Origin of the sequence: Cellvibrio sp. OA-2007, from assembly GCF_000953825.1 — a bacterium.
In the GTDB taxonomy this organism is placed as follows: Bacteria; Pseudomonadota; Gammaproteobacteria; order Pseudomonadales; family Cellvibrionaceae; genus Cellvibrio.
The window spans coordinates 167,339-185,102 of record NZ_BBUL01000097.1; the positions used below are offsets into that span (position 1 = coordinate 167,339).

The following is a 17,764-nucleotide window of genomic DNA, read 5'->3' on the forward strand; positions in this document are numbered from 1 at the left end:
AGAAAAATTAAAGCTTAGAAATTCCAATCTGCCATCAACCAAAACTTATTGGTATCTACCACTTTAGTTGCCGCATCACCCATTGCATATTGAGCATATTTTGCAGTCCAAACCACGGCACCGACTTTTTTCGTGAGGCTAATATCGATTTCATCACCATAGTCTGCGCTACCAAAATCAGCATCGAATTTATGGTAACTAACCATGGCTTGAGCACCCGCAAAGGTCACCCCGAGATTCAAGTATTTATCCTGCAAACCATCTTTTGGAGTTGCCAAAAACTTATCAGCCCAACCATTAAATGCATGCAAAGTTGCCAAGGGAGTTGCAAAACCATAAGCGCCATTGTCAGAACCTAACACCTCATACCCCAAACCAACACTGAAACGAGAAATATTAAAAGTACCTTCAGCGAGCATATAATCCGCATCAAAAAGTTGCTTTGCTCCCGCGTCTTGCTGTGTTGCATATTCCAAATTGTAAGTAAAAGCATCACCTACGGCACCCTGCCAGCGCACACCATAGGTATCACTTGTCAGACCAAATTGTGCAATAGGGTTTTCTACATCCAACAAGTAGGCATACCCAATTAATTTACCCGCATCAAAACCGGTGTAGCTGGCATTCAATACATGGCTATTCATATTTAAATCACCTAATGCCGCATTTGCTTCACCAAATACACGGTTAACATTTTTGATATAGGCGTAAGTAAAGTTGGTATAACGAACTGCTTTGTTGGTCCAAGAAACACCATCATAAGTTTGCTCGTTCTGGCGCCAGCCCACATTACCAATAAAACGTGAATTATCGAGTACCAAACGTTGGCGCCCATACTTAACTTGATTGTTAAAAGTAGTGTAAGAAACAAACCCTTGATTCAGCTCTGTGCCTATAGGGTCAGCAATAACAGCCTTGGTCGTGTTCTTTGGATCATTACCCGCAGTTCTATAATCAACGTCGTTGGTCATCTCACTGACATTATCCATTTCCAGAAAAAATCCAAAACCATTCCATGGACCCGATTGATAAGACAAACGTGATCTTGTTGTCCAGGCATCGGCCTCCTTCTCGCCAGTTTTATTACCCTGCGTATTCAACACATCCTCAGTGACGTCTTCATAACGCGTGCGAAAATTAACTTTTATTACACTGCCCTGCTGCATAGATTCCGTGAATGTTTTTGCAGAGACACCTGGCGCTGCACAAATCAGTGAGCTAACGGCCGCAGCAAGAAGATGAATCGTATTTTTTTTCATAGAACCTTCTCCAAAGTTTTTCGATGTGTGTGTTAGATAATCAGCACCGCGTTAATAAATTTAATTTCAAATTTATTGTTTGTTGTGCACTAAAAATGAAGCTTATTAATTTGCAAGCACAACATGGGGATGACTGATAACTAGTAGAGCAAGGCTTATGCCAATTGATTTTTTAAAGCAGAAACAATGAAACAATTCATTATTTATCAATAGGATATAAATTTTAAAAAAGTCATTTTAAAAAAAATGCATTTTTTTAGCTCGCCCTGTTATAGGGACATGGGATTTTTTAGCGCGCCATTTTCAATCAAATTGGATTATTAACCAGGGCAATTTTGGATCACAAAAATGCACGCCAACTTTTTATCATGCACAATAACGGATCAAAACAATGGAAAAGGAAAAAAGGTATGTTTAGCTGATAAAAAAAGCCGCACTATGTCTGTGCGGCTCTCTGATAATAGTTACCAAGCAATAAAGAAAGCTATAGCGCACTCAAACGTACACTCGCCCCTTGAGCCAAATCTTTTTCTATACGCACATGTGAAAAGGTCACATCCATTTGGCCATTAGCTACCAACGCAAAAGGCTCCAATATCAATGCAAACAGCTCTTGCGGCGTTCTCTTCAGACCAAAATCAGTACCTGCATCAGGATAACATTTAAGGTCAACCATAAGCCTGTGCCATCCGCAACCCGCGATACTAGTTAACTCTTGCGTAATATCCACCTGCGAATAGCAGGAGGGGCCACAACCGATTCGCACCCATGCTTTGTGCTCCGGCGCCAGATCTACCTTAATATCCACTACCAATGCCGAGTTGGATTCATAATAATCGCTCAACACCTGTCGATTGGCCGTCGATATGGCCACTAGCCCCTCCCCTGCTCCATTCCACACTGCGCGGCGCGCATCTTCTTGCACATCGCGATCAACACAAGTTACCGTGAGTGTCGTTACACTGGCGACATTGCCATTAAGATTAGTTCGGTCATTATTTTTGCCTTCCAAAATAATGCCATAAGCCCCCATGGGGCGACGATTGAATAGCTCTAACACCGCAGAACTAGCTTCAAAAACGATTCCCTCTTCCGACAAATTATCGCCTAAGGTATCTACATCACCGTATTTCAAACCAAAATCGTAGGCGAACAAAGGATCGTAATCTTTATCACCAATATTTAACGTGCCTTGGTCTGGCGACTTAGGCCAGGAAAATGCCAAGCGACCTTGCACTGGGAAATTAATTTTGTCATTAGCATTCTTGAAGATCACATCAGCCACACCGGCACCTTCAGTACCCGGCTGCCAAATTACCGCAAATGCATCGGATGCATTTAATTCGCGGTTAATCCACATGGGGCGACCAGTGACAAACAATGCCACCACGGGAATCCCCTGAGACTTTAATTTCTTAAGCAACTCCAAATCGCTGGTATCACCCGCTTTTAATAGCTGATGCTGAATATCGCCCTGCATTTCAGCGTAGGGATCCTCTCCAAATATAACGATCGCAACATCCGGCTTTTCACTGAAAGTACCATCGACACTTAGAGTGACCTTTCCACCAGCATTAGCAACCGCACTCTGGATACCCGACCACAAGGTGGTCGCGCCAGGAAAATCGGCCATGGTGTTGCCAGTGCCTTGCCAATTGACTGACCAACCACCTGTCTGCTTACTAATATTGTCTGCCCCATCCCCAGCCACAAGGATATTCAACTTGGCAGACAAGGGCAGAATATTATTTTTATTTTTTAGCAATACGATAGATTCACGGACCGCCTGACGTGCAATGGCGCGATGCTCACGAGCACCGAGCAATTCATCTTTACCCGCAAGTGGGCGCGTAGATGGCAGGCCTTTTTCCCATAGCTTTGCACGCAGTTTGACGCGCAGAATACGACGCACAGCATCGTCAACTCGCGCCATGGGGATAACACCTGTGCGCGCTTGCTCGACTGTATTGCTAAAAAGCTGTTTCCAATCTGGATCAGGCACCATAAAGATATCTAATCCGGCGTTAATCGCTTGCGGGCAGTTCAATACCGTTGCACCTGCCACAAAACCATGACCATTCCAATCACCCACCACCAAACCATCAAAACCCATCTGATTTTTCAGCACGTCGGTCAACAAATAGCGATGTCCATGCATATGCTCGCCATGCCAACTATTAAAAGAGGCCATCACACTTTGAACTCCAGCCTCAATTGCGCTGTAGTAACCCGCTGCATGCACACGAAACAATGTCTCTTCATCATCAAGACAATTGCCGCGATCAATGCCGTTATGGGTGCCGCCATCGGCAATAAAATGTTTTGCGGTTGAAATGACACTGTATTTGGAGAGGAAGCTGGCATCACGCGGATCACCCTGCAAGCCTTCTACCATCATGCCTGCGTATTCGCGCACGAGCTCAGGATGTTCAGAATAGGATTCGTAAGTGCGCCCCCAGCGATCATCTCTTGCAACAGCAACAGTGGGAGAAAAATCCCAATCCAAGCCAGTAACAGCAATTTCAGTTGCCGTAATGCGACCAATTTCTTTTATCAACTCAGGGTTGCGCGCTGCGCCAAGAGCAATATTGTGCGGAAACAAAGTCGCCCCAACGATATTGCCCACACCGTGTACAGCATCTGTACCCCACATAATTGGAATAGCCAGTTTACCGTCGCTGGTATCCATGGATGCTTGATAATAAGCGTCAGCAATTGCCAGCCAATCCGCAGCTTTTGAATAACGATTGCCATTGGGAACCGAGCCACCGCCATTTAACACCGAGCCAATGTGGTAATCCTTAACATCTTGCGGTGTCAGGTGGCGAATTTCCGGCTGGATCATCTGCCCCACTTTTTCCTCAAGACTTAACTGCGCGAGCAATTCATCGATTTTCGCCTCAAGCGCTGGATCTTTTTTCACTTTGCTGGTGATGCTGGGCCACTGCACGTTTGCAACCTCCGTAGGGGTGTCTAGCTAATAATAGTTAATGTATTGACCGATATCTAAACTGGCATGGCAGCCTGATGGGTGACTCCTATTTAAAGTAGCAGCCATTTGATCATTTAACGGAAGACTCCTTGAGCTCCCCGTTGAGCAATATCTTATCGGGGCGAGAACTTATCTATGCAGTGCACTCATCAGTGAGCACCTAGTGTGACATCACATTTCTTATGTAATTACGACCACAATACGACTCATATTACTTCCAGGCTGCCGCAAACTACTATCTAATGACAGCGCTGTCAACCAATGAATAGACAGACTCCAGCCAGCATTGCAAAAACTCAAAAAAATAACTTGATGAGTAACCTATGTGAATAAATCATCCCGAAAGCACCAGAAATGTGCACTGAAAAAATCACCGCACTCACCTAACATATGTCAGCAAAGTGAATTTCCGCCCATTCAGTTTAATGTTATCCTCCCGCGCCTAACCACTACCCAACAACACATACCCCCTATAACTATTTAATCTTCTATATAAAAGAAGTTGAGGAGTCACATGAGCCTGTTACTGGTTGCAGATATCGGCGGCACCAATGGCCGTTTTGGTTTAGTCGAATACGATGCAGAAAATGTTCGCGCAAATGGCCAAATTAATTACACAGCAGAGCGTCAAATTACACTCAAGTGTGCTGAGCATGCCGACATGGCAGCGATGATTAAAGCATGTTGTAGTCAATTTGGAATTGATATTCCCGCCTATGGCTGTCTTGCGATTGCAGGCCCTATTGAAAATGGTCAGGCATCTATGACCAACTTGAATTGGAAGTTCTCAATTGATGGTTTGCGCGATCAGCTGGGCATGAAAACTCTACACGTTATTAACGATTTCGCCTCTCTCGCCTATGCGGTTCCATTTTTACAAGAAAACGAACTCGTCACGTTGTACGAATCCAACAAAGCCAACGCTGAGGCACCGATTGTAGTCATGGGGCCTGGTACAGGTTTTGGTATGGCGGCATTGGTCCCAAGCCAAAACAACTGGAAAATCATTCCTACCGAAGGTGGTCACGCCAGTTTTGCCCCCACCAATGACAAAGAGCTCGCGATAAAATCATTTTTATTGAAAGAGCAAGCTCACGTATCAGTCGAAAATATTTTGTCGGGCGGTGGCTTGGTAACACTTTATCGCGCACTCGCCCATAACTCGGGAGCCGAAGCAAAACCCTATACTCCCGCCGACGTAAGCACCAAAGGCCTCGCTAATGAAGACCCGCTATGCCGCGAAGCAGTGTTAACTTTCTGTGATGTATTGGGTGAAGTGGCTGGCGACAAAGCGCTGTCAGTTGGCGCGCGCGGCGGCGTTGTTATCGGCGGAGGAATTACCCCCAAGCTGAAAGATTTGTTGCCCGAGTCTCACTTTCTTGAGCGCTACAAAAACAAAGGCCCGATGGCGGGATATGTCAGCGATATTTCTATTCGCCTGATTGTGAATGACAAAGCCGCGCTGGTCGGCTCTGCCGCCTGGTTAATTCACAACACTGTCGAATTAAAAGCACATTGATATAGTTCAATATCCTGTTAATAAAAAATGCACCCGCGGGTGCATTTTTTATTTGAGCAAGATTTATATTTTTAATGTTTATCTTTGGGCTTAAGCAACGGCCCGGTTGACTCGCGAGAGATGATACTGGAACTCAGCATACTCGCAGGCAATTGAATCTCACGCCCTTTTAATTGCTTAAGTAGCAAATCAGTTGCCTTTTTTGCCATTTGCCGAATGGGCTGACGAATCGTGGTTAATGCAGGCCAAATCTGGTGCGCGACGGGGGTATCATCAAACCCCGCAACCGACAACTGCCCTGGAATTTTAATGCCCATCTGATGCGCCACCATCATTACTCCTGCTGCCATATCATCGTTCGCAGCAAAAATAGCTGTAGGTCGCTGGGCATCGCCCAATAACTTTTTCCCGCACATTTCACCTGATTCAAATGAGTTATCGCCCTGCTCCACCAAGCTCTTTATCAAGGGTATATCGTTTTCTACCAGCGCAGCCTTATAACCTTCATAGCGCAATGACATGGCGCGGTGATCTGGATGGCCGCAGATAAACCCGATGCGCGTATGCCCCATAGCAATAAGTTGACAAGTCATATCGTAGGAGGCTTCTTCATCGTTAGTTTCAACATAAGGTGATGCTGATTTATTTTCCGTCGGCGCCACACGCACAAATGGAATATTCATCTTCTTCAGCAAATTGATCACGTTCATATTGTCAGATAGCGGCGGTGTCAGCATCACACCATCAACACGCTTTTCCAAAATCATGTCGGTCACATCATTAATCAGATTGGGGTCGCGATGAATAGCCGGATGCACCAGAAGTTCATAGCGCTGTGGGCGACAAATTTCCAATACACCTTCTTGAATATCCAATACATAGTGCGCACTTGGGTGACCGTAAATAAGCCCTAACAGATAGGAGCAGTTGCCAGCAAGGCTGCGCGCAGATTGATTGGGACGATAATCCAAAGCACTAATTGCAGCTTCAACCTTTTCACGGGTTGCCGGGCGAACGTTGGGCTCGTTGTTTACCACACGCGACACCGTTTTCATGGAGACGCCCGCGAGAGCGGCCACGTCGTCGATGGTTGCTTTTGCCACAGGGGTTACCTCTAGGTTGATTTTTATCGCTTTTCTTATCGCACGCTTTTTAATTGCCACGGCCAATTAATTCGTACGCTGCACTCAATCATATAAGTCAGACTGACCATAAGATGGATATTAGATTCCAGATTGTAAACCGGGAACAAACAATGTGACAGCCTAATAGCCTTGGATTATAGTACTGCGCGCTTGACGCAGGCTTTTAATCGGTAATCGTCAATTTAAGACCACGACAAATACAACTATTTTTATAACAAGAGGTAAAACCATGGCCAGCATTCCGCAAGGCTCATCAACGCAACACAGCTCGGTGGACACAGGTAACAATACTGTGCCTCTCATTATTATCACCATCCTGTTTTTTATGTGGGGTCTATTAACATCAATGAATGATGTTTTGATTCCACATTTAAAAAGTGTTTATACATTAAGTTATACCCAAGCGATGCTGGTACAGTTTTGCTTCTTCGGCGCCTATTTTGTTATCTCATTGCCTGCCGGTGCGCTCATTAAAAAGCTCGGTTACCAAAATGGTGCTGTTGCTGGTTTGATTATCGCGGCATCAGGCTGTGCATTGTTTTATCCCGCCGCCACCAGTGGTTACGCCATTTTCCTGCTTGCGTTATTTGTGCTTGCATCTGGCATTACCATTTTACAAGTTGCTGCAAACCCCTATGTCACCATACTTGGCCCAGCCAGAACCGCATCCAGTCGCTTAACATTGACTCAAGCATTTAACTCTTTGGGAACCACCATCGCCCCTTGGTTAGGCGGGATTTTAATTCTAGGAGGAGCGGTTCTAACTGCCGATCAGCTCAGTTTATTACCCGCAGCAGACGTTATTGAATACCGCGCAAAAGAAGCGGCTACCGTTCAAGGCCCCTATCTTGCACTGGCTGCGGCATTACTCGGTTTGGCATTATTTTTTGCTTTCGCTAAATTGCCAAAAATTCAGCACGAAGATACACCCGGTGTATCCGGTGATATGGCATCTAATAAAGAGTCTGCACTTTCACATAAGCATTTGGTATTGGGCGCGATCGGAATCTTTTTGTATGTTGGCGCAGAAGTCGCCATCGGTAGCTTGTTAATTAACTTTTTTGGCGAAGAAAACATCGCTGGCCTAAAAGAAGCAGATGCAGCTCACCTGGTAAGTTATTACTGGGGCGGTGCGATGGTTGGTCGCTTTATTGGTTTTGCAGTAATGCGTTATGTCAGCCCAGGCAAAACCTTGGCATTCAACTGCATCTGTGCGGTCTTGCTGGTTTTAACCGCTACGTTCAGCGAAGGCAAGCTGGCTATGTGGGCCATTATCGCTGTTGGCCTATTTAACTCCATCATGTTTCCAACCATCTTCAGCATGGCACTACACAACCTAGGTAAGTTTACCGGCCAAGGTTCTGGCGTTTTGTGCATGGCGATTGTTGGCGGCGCACTTGTACCGCTGATCCAAGGTGCATTAGCGGATACATTTGGTTTGCAAATTTCCTTTTTATTGCCCGCAGCTTGCTACCTGTACATTATGTATTTTGGTATTAAATATGCCAGCATCTACAAAGCAGCACCAGATTCCGAACCAGCGCATCTCTAGTTTTTGATAATTAAATGGGCGCTACGGCGCCCATTGTTTACATACTATGTAGCTATTATATTTACCAACGCTGCGTTGCCTTAACATCTTTAACATTTTCCTCAACCCATATCGCACCTTGACTAGTTATTTCTTTCTTCCAAAATGGCGCGCGGGTTTTTAAAAAATCCATCAAAAATTCTGCTGCTTGAAATGCGTGTTCACGATGCACACTGGTAACTCCAACAAATACGATTTGGTCAGCCACTTGCAATTCGCCAACGCGATGAACAATGCGCGCAGCTAATAGCTCCCATCGCCCTTTTGCCTCTTCTAAAATTTGCTGCAAAACAGTTTCTGTCATACCGGGATAATGTTCGAGCGACATACTCTTTACATCGCGGGCATGATTCATATCGCGCACGCGACCAACAAAAAATACCACCGCTCCTGCCGCCGTATCGTTTGCTGTTAGCGCAGCATATTCGTGCCCAACATCAAAATCGTGCACTTGCACTGCAATCGAAAAAGACATATTAACCTCCGGTAACCGGTGGAAAAAAAGCAATTTCATCACCTGATTTAATCGATACGTCCGCTTTAGCGTAGGCATGATTTACCGCAACCAGCAATTTACTATTGGCAATAAACGGTTCCCAATGTGAATGGTTAGTTACCAGATATTGCTTAAGAGTTGAGATACTAACAACACTGTCATTGTGGATATGCAACTCAGCAGTACCCAACTGCTCGCGCAATTGGGCAAGAAATAACACCCGGATCATTCTTCAAGCTCCTGCCGGCGATAATGACCTCGCCGTCCGCCAGATTTTTCCAATAAACAAACCTGTTCGATCACCATCTCCATATCAACAGCCTTGCACATATCATAAATAGTTAAAGCGGCAATGCTCGCTGCTGTCAGCGCCTCCATTTCAACACCGGTTTGTCCAGTGAGCTTGCAATAGCTAGTAATCTCCACCGCCGATTGTTGGTCATCTATTGCGAAATCAACTGCCACTTTACTCAGCGCCAATGGATGACAAAGCGGAATCAAATCGGCGCATTTTTTAGCCGCTTGAATACCCGCAATACGTGCGACAGCTAATACATCACCCTTTTTCAGACTGTTAGCTTTGATTTGCGCCAATGTGTCGGGCTTCATTAATACCCTCGCAAAAGCGCGCGCTTCACGCACGCTGGCCGGTTTTTCCGAGACATCCACCATACTGGCGTGCCCATGGGAATCTATATGAGTTAGTGACATAAACAGCTAGTCCGAGGTAATACGCCACACTTTACCGTGCAGCTGGGAGTAAATATCGCTATCATAAAACACCTATCGGCCATGACCGCACTTTTATTTCCTCGCAGCAGAATTCCACAGCCTAATGACTTCAAGCCACTCTCTCGACCGCCGTTTTACCCTTGCCCCTATGATGGAGTGGTCAACATCAGACTGCCGCACTTTTTGGCGCCTGTTAACTAAAAAAGCGGTGCTCTACACCGAGATGGTTACTACTGGCGCATTGCTTCACGGCGATAAATCGCGCTTTCTGGATTACAACGCCTGTGAACACCCGCTAGCCCTGCAATTAGGTGGTAGCGACCCTATAGCACTTGCAGAATGCGCGCGCATTGCAGAGGACTGGGGTTACGACGAAGTTAATCTCAACTGCGGTTGCCCGAGTGATCGCGTACAAAACGGCATGATCGGCGCCTGTTTAATGGCAGAGCCCGAATTGGTTGCAGATTGCATCGCCAGTATGCAAAACGCAGTAAAAATCCCTGTCACCGTCAAGCACCGTATTGGTATTGACGACATGGAAGATTACGAAGGGCTGGTTAAATTTGTGGGAACCATAGCTGAAACTGGCTGCCACACGTTTATCGTACATGCGCGCAAAGCCTGGTTGAAAGGTTTAAGCCCCAAGGAGAATCGCGAGATTCCACCGCTACAGTACGATAAGGTATATCAGCTGAAGCAGGATTTCCCGCACCTGAATATCATCATTAATGGCGGTATTACAACGCTTGCGCAAAGCAAAAACCTGCTGGAACATGTTGATGGTGTCATGATTGGGCGCGAAGCCTACAGCAACCCCTATCTCTTGGCACAAGTTGATCAGCAAATCTACGGCGTTGACAGGCCTGTAGTCAGCCGGGGTGAAGTCATGCAAAAATTCATACAATATTGTGACGAAGAACTAGCCAACGGCACTCGACTCAATCATCTAACGCGACATATTCTTGGGCTTTATCAAGGCTTGCCTGGTGCTCGTCAGTTTCGCAGGATTATCAGTGAGCAAGCTCATAAACCGAATGCAGGAATTGAAGTGCTTGAGCGCGCTCTTGCTGTATTAAATGAGGTACCATTAGCAGATAACCTTGAAACCGGAAATGCTTAAGGCCTCAAACACTATTCAATTATCTGTTTATAAAAAATGACTGCTTTCAACATAAAGTCATGAAGACTATAATATATCTGACGGCAATTACCGAAGATCAACCACTTGTACTTTCAGAGATAGGATTACCACTGTGACTAGTAAACTTGAACAACTGAAACAATTTACCGATGTAGTCGCCGACACTGGCGATATCGAAGCCATCCGCCTTTACAAGCCACTGGATGCAACCACCAACCCATCACTGGTGTATAAAGCCGCACAAATGCCGCAATACCAAGACTTGCTTGCGGCATCCATCAATGCCAGCAAAAGCATTACTAACAGTGCACAACAATTAAGTGCCGCCTGTGATCACTTGGCAGTAGGAATTGGCTTGGAAATTTTGAAAATTGTTCCCGGCCGCATCTCAACTGAAGTAGATGCACGCTTGTCGTTTGATACTAAAGCCTCTATCGCCAAAGCTCACGAACTGATCAGTTTGTACGAAAAAGGTGGCGTCGATAAGTCCCGTGTACTGATTAAACTCGCGTCCACTTGGGAAGGCATTCGCGCAGCAGAAGTGCTGGAAAAAGAAGGTATCAACTGCAACCTCACCCTGCTGTTTGGTTTTAATCAAGCCGCTGCCTGTGCTGATGCGGGTGTATTTTTGATTTCTCCTTTTGTAGGCCGCATTCTGGATTGGTACAAAGCCAACACAGACAAAAAAGAATATACCGCTGAAGAAGATCCAGGCGTTATATCTGTACGTCACATTTACAATTACTACAAGCAAAATGGCTATAACACTGTAGTAATGGGAGCCAGCTTCCGCAACCTTGGCGAAATTGAAGCACTTGCAGGCTGTGACCGTTTAACTATCAGCCCGCAGTTACTGCAAGAGTTAGAGCAAGACAAAGGCGAACTCAAGCGTGAGCTTTCACCTAATAACACCGGTGCAGCAATTGCCAAACAAATTGAGACTGAAACAAGCTTCCGTTTTGGCTTGAATCAGGATGCAATGGCGACCGAAAAACTAGCTGAAGGTATTCGCGGTTTTGTAAAAGATCAGATCAATCTTGAGAATTTACTGAAAGCTCGTGCTTAATAAACTCTCGCGCTTTATCGAGCGTCACTTGCAACCTGCAAGTGACGCCTCGCCCACACTATCCAATCACCAAAAACAATTGGCGGTAGCTGCTTTACTGGTTGAAGTAGCCTTGGCAGATCATCAATTTTCCGGTGTGGAATTGCATAATCTAAACACTATTCTTGCGCGCAAGTTCTCTTTATCACCTGATGAACTCACCGAGCTGATTAATCTCGCTAAAAACGAGACAAATCATGCAACGTCACTGCATCAATTTACTCAGCTTATTAATCAAAATTGTAGCGCAGAAGAAAAATTTAACTTGATGAGAGCCATGTGGGAAATGGCTTATGCCGATGGGGATCTGGATAAATACGAAGACTATATTATTCGCAAAGTGGCGGATTTAATTTATGTGCCACACGCCGATTTTATTCGCGCCAAAAGCCTGACTAAGGCGAACTTAACAAAAAGTCATGAGTGAATCTGGGAAGGGTTAACAGCTTTCGAGCATATTGACCAAATTGCGGAAAGTATCAGCATTACTGGCATTTAATCCCATTAAAATTTTGTGCGCCTCAATCACCTTTTCTTTTACTTCCTGTTCATCACAATTAATACAATTAAGAGCATGCTCTGCCAGAACTGGCGCATCTAATTTATCGACAATGGTAAATATATCGCCAAACCCCATAGTTTGCAGAATGCGCTGGATGCTAGGGTTGCTCGCCAAAATCACTGGCATGATACCGTGCCGCTCCTGCCCCAGAATGGAAATTTTTGCCATCAAACCCAATGTGGTGCTATCGATTGCTTCAGCATCAGAGAGATCGAATAAGACTGAGGCAAAATTCTCACTTTTGAACATAGCATCAATAAACTGATCGAACGAGATACACAAAGTCAGGCGCACATCGCCCAACATTTTGATCACATAGACCCCATTATGATCGGCAACTAAAATCTGGCCGGCTTTCATCAACTCACACCTCGGGTGATGGACAAGACTGCAATGTCATCCGGGTTATCGCGAATCTCTTTTATAACTAAAGTATTACAGACCGAATCCAAACCGCCACTACTTGAAGCAATTAGTTTTAACAGCTGAGCCTCTTTCTCTTGCAGCTCTTGTTGAGATAAGGTTTCCAGTATCCCGTCAGAAAAACAAACCAGCGCAAATTTCTCTGGCAACTGACGCTCGTAAACTTCCCAACTGACCTCTTTAAAAATTCCGACAGGCTTACCACGCCCCGTTAAATACTCTGCCCCTTCATCAGTAAGCAGAATAGGCATAGGTAAGTGACCGGCGACTACATAGTGCATTTTGTGCGTCACTGTATCTATAACGCCAACAAAGAGTGTTAGGTGATGACTTAGGCGAGTCTCATGTAGTTCGCGATTAATCTGCCGCAACATAAGGTCTGCGCCCTGCGCAAAGGAGCTCTCATCGCCAAACAAGCCCTCTTCCCGCACCATACGACTAACCAAATGTTTAAGCCAAATGGTGACAAAAGCAGAAGATGCACCGTGCCCGGAAACATCAGCCAAATAAAATGCGAGGTAACGTCTTTTAATGTGGGCGTAATCAACAAAATCGCCACTGAGAAACAAGGAGGGAACAATAGTATGTGCTGCGGTGTAACCTTCTTCGGTGGTGAAGCCCGATGGCATTAAACGACGCTGTACCCGTCGCCCTGCTATTTGGTCACGCTCAAGTACCCGTAGGTTCTCTTTTAACTCGCGATTTGCATTTTCCAATTGAACCCGGTAACGCTTGTTTTCCTCTTCCAGATCCTGTCGATCAAGCACCTTATTAATCGAATGGACTAGCACCTCTAAATCGACTACTGGCTTTATCAAATAATCACGGGCACCTAAACGCAAGGAAGTCACCACATCATTCATCACACCAGCACCGGAAATCACAATCACTGGCAGCGAGGGGTGGCGATCATGCAGAAGCTGCAATAACTGCAGACCATCGCCATTAGGCATACGTAAATCGGTGATAATCAGATCAGGAAGTGAAAGGTCAGGGTTGGCGAGTAATTCAAGTGCTGCAGTGGCATCAGACGCGGAACATACACAAAAGCCACTGTCCGTCAGATAAGTCACTATACTCTGGCGGACAAGGACATCGTCATCGATGATAAGCAGCTTGCGGCTTGCGGGTGTCATCTTCTGCTCGGGCTTTTATGGTTAAAGGTGAGTGAGGACAATCAAATAAGGCGCGTAACACTACTCCTTCACCTTAAAGAGCGCAAGCCATAGTAACTAGCATTCCCTGCTTAGGTAATTAAGTTTTGTAATGCAGCTCTTCTGGCACAAACACTGGCCAACCCTTGTTTAGCTTATTTAGGCTTGTTGCGATTTCTATCGCGCTCTGCCTTGCGGCGCATATCAATTAATTGACGCTGGGTCATTTTACTTTTGCGCTCAGAATAAGGGTTTTCATTATTCCGAAATTCAATCTTGATTGGTGTGCCATGCAAATCGAGCACACGCCGGAAGGTTTTTTCCAAATATTTGGTGTAATGGCTTGGGACATCGTTAGTTTGGTTGCCATGCACCACAATAATCGGAGGATTGTGTCCCCCCGGATGTGCATAGCGCAGTTTAATGCGACGTCCTTGAATCATCGGCGGTTGATGTTCACGTACCGCATCTTGCAATATACGAGTGAGGAAGTTGGTGCTGAATTTATCAGTTGCAGACTGGTAGGCCAGCTCAATCGATTTGTACAGATTACCTACACCGGTGCCATGTAAGGCTGAAATAAAGTGAATGGTAGCAAAATCCACAAAACGCAACCGGCGTTCAATTTCACTTTTCACATACTGTTTATGCGCATCATCCAGGCCATCCCACTTATTCAGCGCGATAACCAGTGCACGCCCAGCCTCAATGGTTGTACCCATCAGGTGCAGATCTTGTTCAACAACACCTTCGCTTGCGTCCATTACTAATACAACAACATTGGCATCAGCAATGGCCTGCATTGTTTTAACAATCGAGAATTTCTCTACCATCAAATCAATATTCTTGCGCCGCCGCACCCCAGCGGTATCGATCAAGGTGTAGGGCTTATCAAAGCGGGTATAGTTGATATAGGTGCTGTCGCGAGTGGTGCCTGGCTCGTCGTAGACTACTACCCGATCCTCACCCAGCAGACGATTCACCAGAGTCGACTTTCCTACATTGGGACGACCAACAATGGCAATTTTTATCCCGGTGGCCTCATCAGGTTGATAATCCTCAGGTAATTCCGGAATATCAGCCAGTACCTCTTCCATTAAGGATCTAACACCACGGCCATGACTAGCCGTCGTTGGGTGAACTTCGCCAAGCCCCAACTCATAAAAAGGCGCCAGTGCGATATCGGGATCCATACCATCAATTTTGTTGGCGACTACGTAGGTCTTTTTATTATTTACGCGCAAGTGTTTGGCAATAATCGCATCGGCAGGATTCAAGCCCGCACGACTATCCACAATGAACAGCACTATGTCAGCTTCCTGAATTGCCAGAAGCGATTGGCCAGCCATCATGCTATCAATGCCCTCTTCCTCACCGCTGATACCACCGGTATCGATCACGATAAAACGGCGATTTTCCAAGGTGCCTTCACCGTATTTACGGTCCCGAGTCAAACCAGGGTAGTCAGCTACCAAGGCATCGCGCGATTGGGTTAGGCGATTGAATAGTGTGGATTTACCCACATTAGGGCGACCAACAAGTGCTATTACGGGGATTATCATAAAAAGTATCAGTTGAGATGAAAAACAAAGAACTGCAGCCATGATCACTGCATAAATTCAAACACACAAAAACAAAACCAGCCGCGTTCAAGTTTACCTTATTCAACTAAGGTAAGCTCAAGCGGCTGGTCAGTGTTAACCATTTAGCGGTAAATTACTTGTCCTTTTCGGCTCTAAACGCGATCAACTTACCACTATTGGTGTAAACATAAAGTGTCTCACCATCAGTCAACATAGGCGCGCGCGCACCTTTTCTATCAACTTTGGTTCGGGCAACAAACTCGCCGTCACTCTGGTTGACAACGTGCATATAGCCTTTGAAATCTACCACAGCAACATAATTGCCAAATACTTGCGGACCATTTAAGAGGCGGCGCAACATTTTTTCATTGCTCCACAGTTGCTCGCCAGTTGTCGCATTATAGGCAACCAGCTTGCCATCAGTGTGTGCGACAAACAATTTACCGTCATCAGACAAGGCTAAATTTTCACTAGTAGAGCCATCTTGCCCCCAGAGCGGTTTGCCAGTGCCACGAGCCAGTGCACTAATTCGCCCCTGATAGGTGCCAACATAAATAACACCATCCTTAATCATCGGACTGGAATGAATATCCACCATACGCTCTAATTCTGAGCGGCCTTTTGGCGAGGCAACACGTTGCTCCCACAAGATGAGACCATTGGCAGGATTAAATGCCATCATCCGACCATTAGAAAATCCAGAATAAACTGCCGTATCTGTCACTATAGGAGAGGGTGTTCCCCGCAAGGTTAGTATCGGTGGAGGGCTATCATAAAACCATAACTGCTCGCCCGTTTTTGCATTGAGTGCGAATAATTTACCATTCACTGTCTGAGCAGCCACCACAATACCGTTAGTGCGAGGCGCTGAAACGACTTCACCAGGCAACTGCGTCCGCCATAATTCCTCACCAGTATCTTTGGACAAGGCCATTACTTCACCAGCATAAGTAGCAACTAGCAGTAAACCGTTCTCTGCCGCTATACCACCCACTATTTGGCGATTGGGGTCACCTGCCACAAAAAAACTTTTCATCCAAGCCCATAAACCTAACTGCGATTTATTGACCTTGCGTGTCCATAGCTTTTTACCAGTCTGATTGTTCATCGCAACAATCAGACCCTCGTAATCTACCGCATAGATAGCATCGCCATCCAACGCAGGAGTAAGGCTACTGAACCCTTTGTTTTGACCTTCACCTATACCGCGCTTCCATACTTTGTCGAGATCGAGTGTTTCTTTAAAATCGACTAACTCCATTGGCTCATTTCCGGTTTTTTTGCTAAACCATGAACAGCCAGACATAGCGAATGCACAAAGCAATATTAACCAGCTCAGGTGCCTCACAGAGACTTGCATCATTGGGCGCTCTCCCCAGCCGGAACTGCAGAACCTTCCACTTTCAAATCATCAACTTTCATTTGCAGTAACATGTAACGCTCTTGTTGTTGTGGATCTGTCGCAGCCAATGCTTTTTCAAAAGCAGTGCGTGCCGCATCCAAATCACCTTGTAATTTAAGAATATCGCCGCGAGCTTCTGCATACTCTGAAGTAAAAGCAGCGGCAGGTTCGGGAGATAATTGTGCTAATGCATCGTCAAACGCTTTTTGTGCCGTTAATACTCTCGCTAAACGCAAACGCGCTAGCTGCTCAGTAGCAGCTTCTGGTTGGGCAGACAAAACCCACTTAAGTTCATCTACTGCAACATCCAATTTGCCCTCTTCCACCGCGAGTTTCGCCAGAAAAAAAGCAGCACTATGCGCATACAAGCTTTTGCTATTGCCATCTTTCAACTCACCGGCGAGGTGTGTAATAGTTGCCTTATCTGCATCGGTTAACACTTTGCCTGGCTCAGCATTGGCAAGCTTAAGCAATTGCTCATACACCTCTGAAGCTTTTTCCATTTTCTGACGTTTTTGATCTTGCCACGTGGTGTACCCAAAGTACCCGACAACTGCCACTAACACTGCAATAATCACGGTTCTTCCGTAATCTTTCCACCAGCGTTTTAATACCTCTAATTGTTCTTCTTCTGAAAGATGTACGCTCACAATTGACTCC

The 17,764-nt window shown here is 45.7% G+C and carries 16 protein-coding genes; 5 read left to right on the forward strand and 11 right to left on the reverse strand.

What is annotated here, in order from left to right; translation table 11 throughout:
- Window positions 1-14: 14 nt before the first annotated feature.
- Window positions 15-1,259 carry an alginate export family protein gene (locus AWU77_RS19130; protein WP_062067394.1) on the reverse strand — a complete coding sequence of 415 codons (1,245 nt, stop codon included), beginning with the start codon at window positions 1,257-1,259 and terminating at the stop codon, window positions 15-17.
- 484 nt (window positions 1,260-1,743) lie between these two features.
- Window positions 1,744-4,209 carry a glycoside hydrolase family 3 protein gene (locus tag AWU77_RS19135; protein WP_062067397.1) on the reverse strand — a complete coding sequence of 822 codons (2,466 nt, stop codon included), beginning with the start codon at window positions 4,207-4,209 and terminating at the stop codon, window positions 1,744-1,746.
- A 556-nt stretch (window positions 4,210-4,765) separates the two neighbouring features.
- On the opposite strand from AWU77_RS19135, the gene glk reads away from it, so the two are divergent.
- A complete protein-coding gene (gene glk, locus AWU77_RS19140) occupies window positions 4,766-5,770 on the forward strand; it encodes a glucokinase (RefSeq protein ID WP_062067400.1) in 1,005 nt (334 codons plus the stop codon).
- Between the two features lie 71 nt (window positions 5,771-5,841).
- Here the strand turns inward: glk and AWU77_RS19145 are convergent, their stop codons facing one another.
- Window positions 5,842-6,873, reverse strand: a complete 1,032-nt coding sequence (locus AWU77_RS19145) for a LacI family DNA-binding transcriptional regulator (RefSeq protein ID WP_062067403.1) — start codon at window positions 6,871-6,873, stop codon at window positions 5,842-5,844.
- A 271-nt stretch (window positions 6,874-7,144) separates the two neighbouring features.
- Between AWU77_RS19145 and AWU77_RS19150 the strand changes: the two genes are divergently transcribed.
- Window positions 7,145-8,467 (forward strand): sugar MFS transporter, encoded by a 1,323-nt coding sequence (locus AWU77_RS19150; protein ID WP_062067406.1) that lies wholly within the window; start codon window positions 7,145-7,147, stop codon window positions 8,465-8,467.
- Window positions 8,468-8,528: 61 nt separating this feature from the next.
- On the opposite strand, the gene moaE is transcribed toward AWU77_RS19150, so the two are convergent.
- Genes moaE through moaC form a run of 3 tightly spaced genes read right to left on the reverse strand, consistent with a single transcriptional unit; the run spans window position 8,529 to window position 9,713 of the window.
- Window positions 8,529-8,981 (reverse strand): molybdopterin synthase catalytic subunit MoaE, encoded by a 453-nt coding sequence (moaE, locus tag AWU77_RS19155; protein ID WP_062067410.1) that lies wholly within the window; start codon window positions 8,979-8,981, stop codon window positions 8,529-8,531.
- A 1-nt stretch (window position 8,982) separates the two neighbouring features.
- Window positions 8,983-9,231: a molybdopterin converting factor subunit 1 gene (moaD, locus tag AWU77_RS19160; RefSeq protein WP_062067413.1), complete on the reverse strand. Its 249-nt coding sequence runs from the start codon at window positions 9,229-9,231 to the stop codon at window positions 8,983-8,985.
- Window positions 9,228-9,713 carry a cyclic pyranopterin monophosphate synthase MoaC gene (gene moaC / locus AWU77_RS19165; protein WP_062067416.1) on the reverse strand — a complete coding sequence of 162 codons (486 nt, stop codon included), beginning with the start codon at window positions 9,711-9,713 and terminating at the stop codon, window positions 9,228-9,230. The genes moaD and moaC overlap by 4 nt, the downstream gene beginning before the upstream one ends.
- A gap of 124 nt (window positions 9,714-9,837) precedes the next feature.
- Between moaC and dusA the strand changes: the two genes are divergently transcribed.
- The 3 genes from dusA (at window position 9,838) to AWU77_RS19180 (ending at window position 12,407) form a co-directional block, all read left to right on the forward strand.
- Window positions 9,838-10,854 carry a tRNA dihydrouridine(20/20a) synthase DusA gene (gene dusA / locus AWU77_RS19170; protein ID WP_062067419.1) on the forward strand — a complete coding sequence of 339 codons (1,017 nt, stop codon included), beginning with the start codon at window positions 9,838-9,840 and terminating at the stop codon, window positions 10,852-10,854.
- Window positions 10,855-10,987: 133 nt separating this feature from the next.
- Entirely contained in the window at window positions 10,988-11,941 is a 954-nt protein-coding gene (tal, locus tag AWU77_RS19175) for a transaldolase (RefSeq protein ID WP_062067422.1), read from the forward strand.
- On the forward strand, window positions 11,934-12,407 hold the full coding sequence (locus AWU77_RS19180; protein WP_084618558.1) for a TerB family tellurite resistance protein: 474 nt from the start codon (window positions 11,934-11,936) through the stop codon (window positions 12,405-12,407). Before tal ends, AWU77_RS19180 begins: the two co-directional genes overlap by 8 nt.
- A gap of 12 nt (window positions 12,408-12,419) precedes the next feature.
- On the opposite strand, the gene AWU77_RS19185 is transcribed toward AWU77_RS19180, so the two are convergent.
- The 5 genes from AWU77_RS19185 to AWU77_RS19205 all read right to left on the reverse strand — a co-directional run bounded on the left by AWU77_RS19185 (window position 12,420) and on the right by AWU77_RS19205 (window position 17,754).
- Window positions 12,420-12,902, reverse strand: a complete 483-nt coding sequence (locus tag AWU77_RS19185; RefSeq protein ID WP_062067425.1) for an STAS domain-containing protein — start codon at window positions 12,900-12,902, stop codon at window positions 12,420-12,422.
- Window positions 12,902-14,101 (reverse strand): PP2C family protein-serine/threonine phosphatase, encoded by a 1,200-nt coding sequence (locus tag AWU77_RS19190; protein ID WP_062067428.1) that lies wholly within the window; start codon window positions 14,099-14,101, stop codon window positions 12,902-12,904. The genes AWU77_RS19185 and AWU77_RS19190 overlap by 1 nt, the downstream gene beginning before the upstream one ends.
- 173 nt (window positions 14,102-14,274) lie before the next feature.
- A complete protein-coding gene (der, locus tag AWU77_RS19195) occupies window positions 14,275-15,678 on the reverse strand; it encodes a ribosome biogenesis GTPase Der (protein ID WP_062067835.1) in 1,404 nt (467 codons plus the stop codon).
- Window positions 15,679-15,835: 157 nt separating this feature from the next.
- On the reverse strand, window positions 15,836-17,065 hold the full coding sequence (gene bamB, locus AWU77_RS19200; protein WP_202966678.1) for an outer membrane protein assembly factor BamB: 1,230 nt from the start codon (window positions 17,063-17,065) through the stop codon (window positions 15,836-15,838).
- The gene (locus AWU77_RS19205; RefSeq protein ID WP_062067431.1) at window positions 17,062-17,754 is read right to left on the reverse strand and encodes a tetratricopeptide repeat protein; all 693 of its coding nucleotides are present in this window, start codon (window positions 17,752-17,754) and stop codon (window positions 17,062-17,064) included. Before AWU77_RS19205 ends, bamB begins: the two co-directional genes overlap by 4 nt.
- Window positions 17,755-17,764 lie beyond the last annotated feature (10 nt).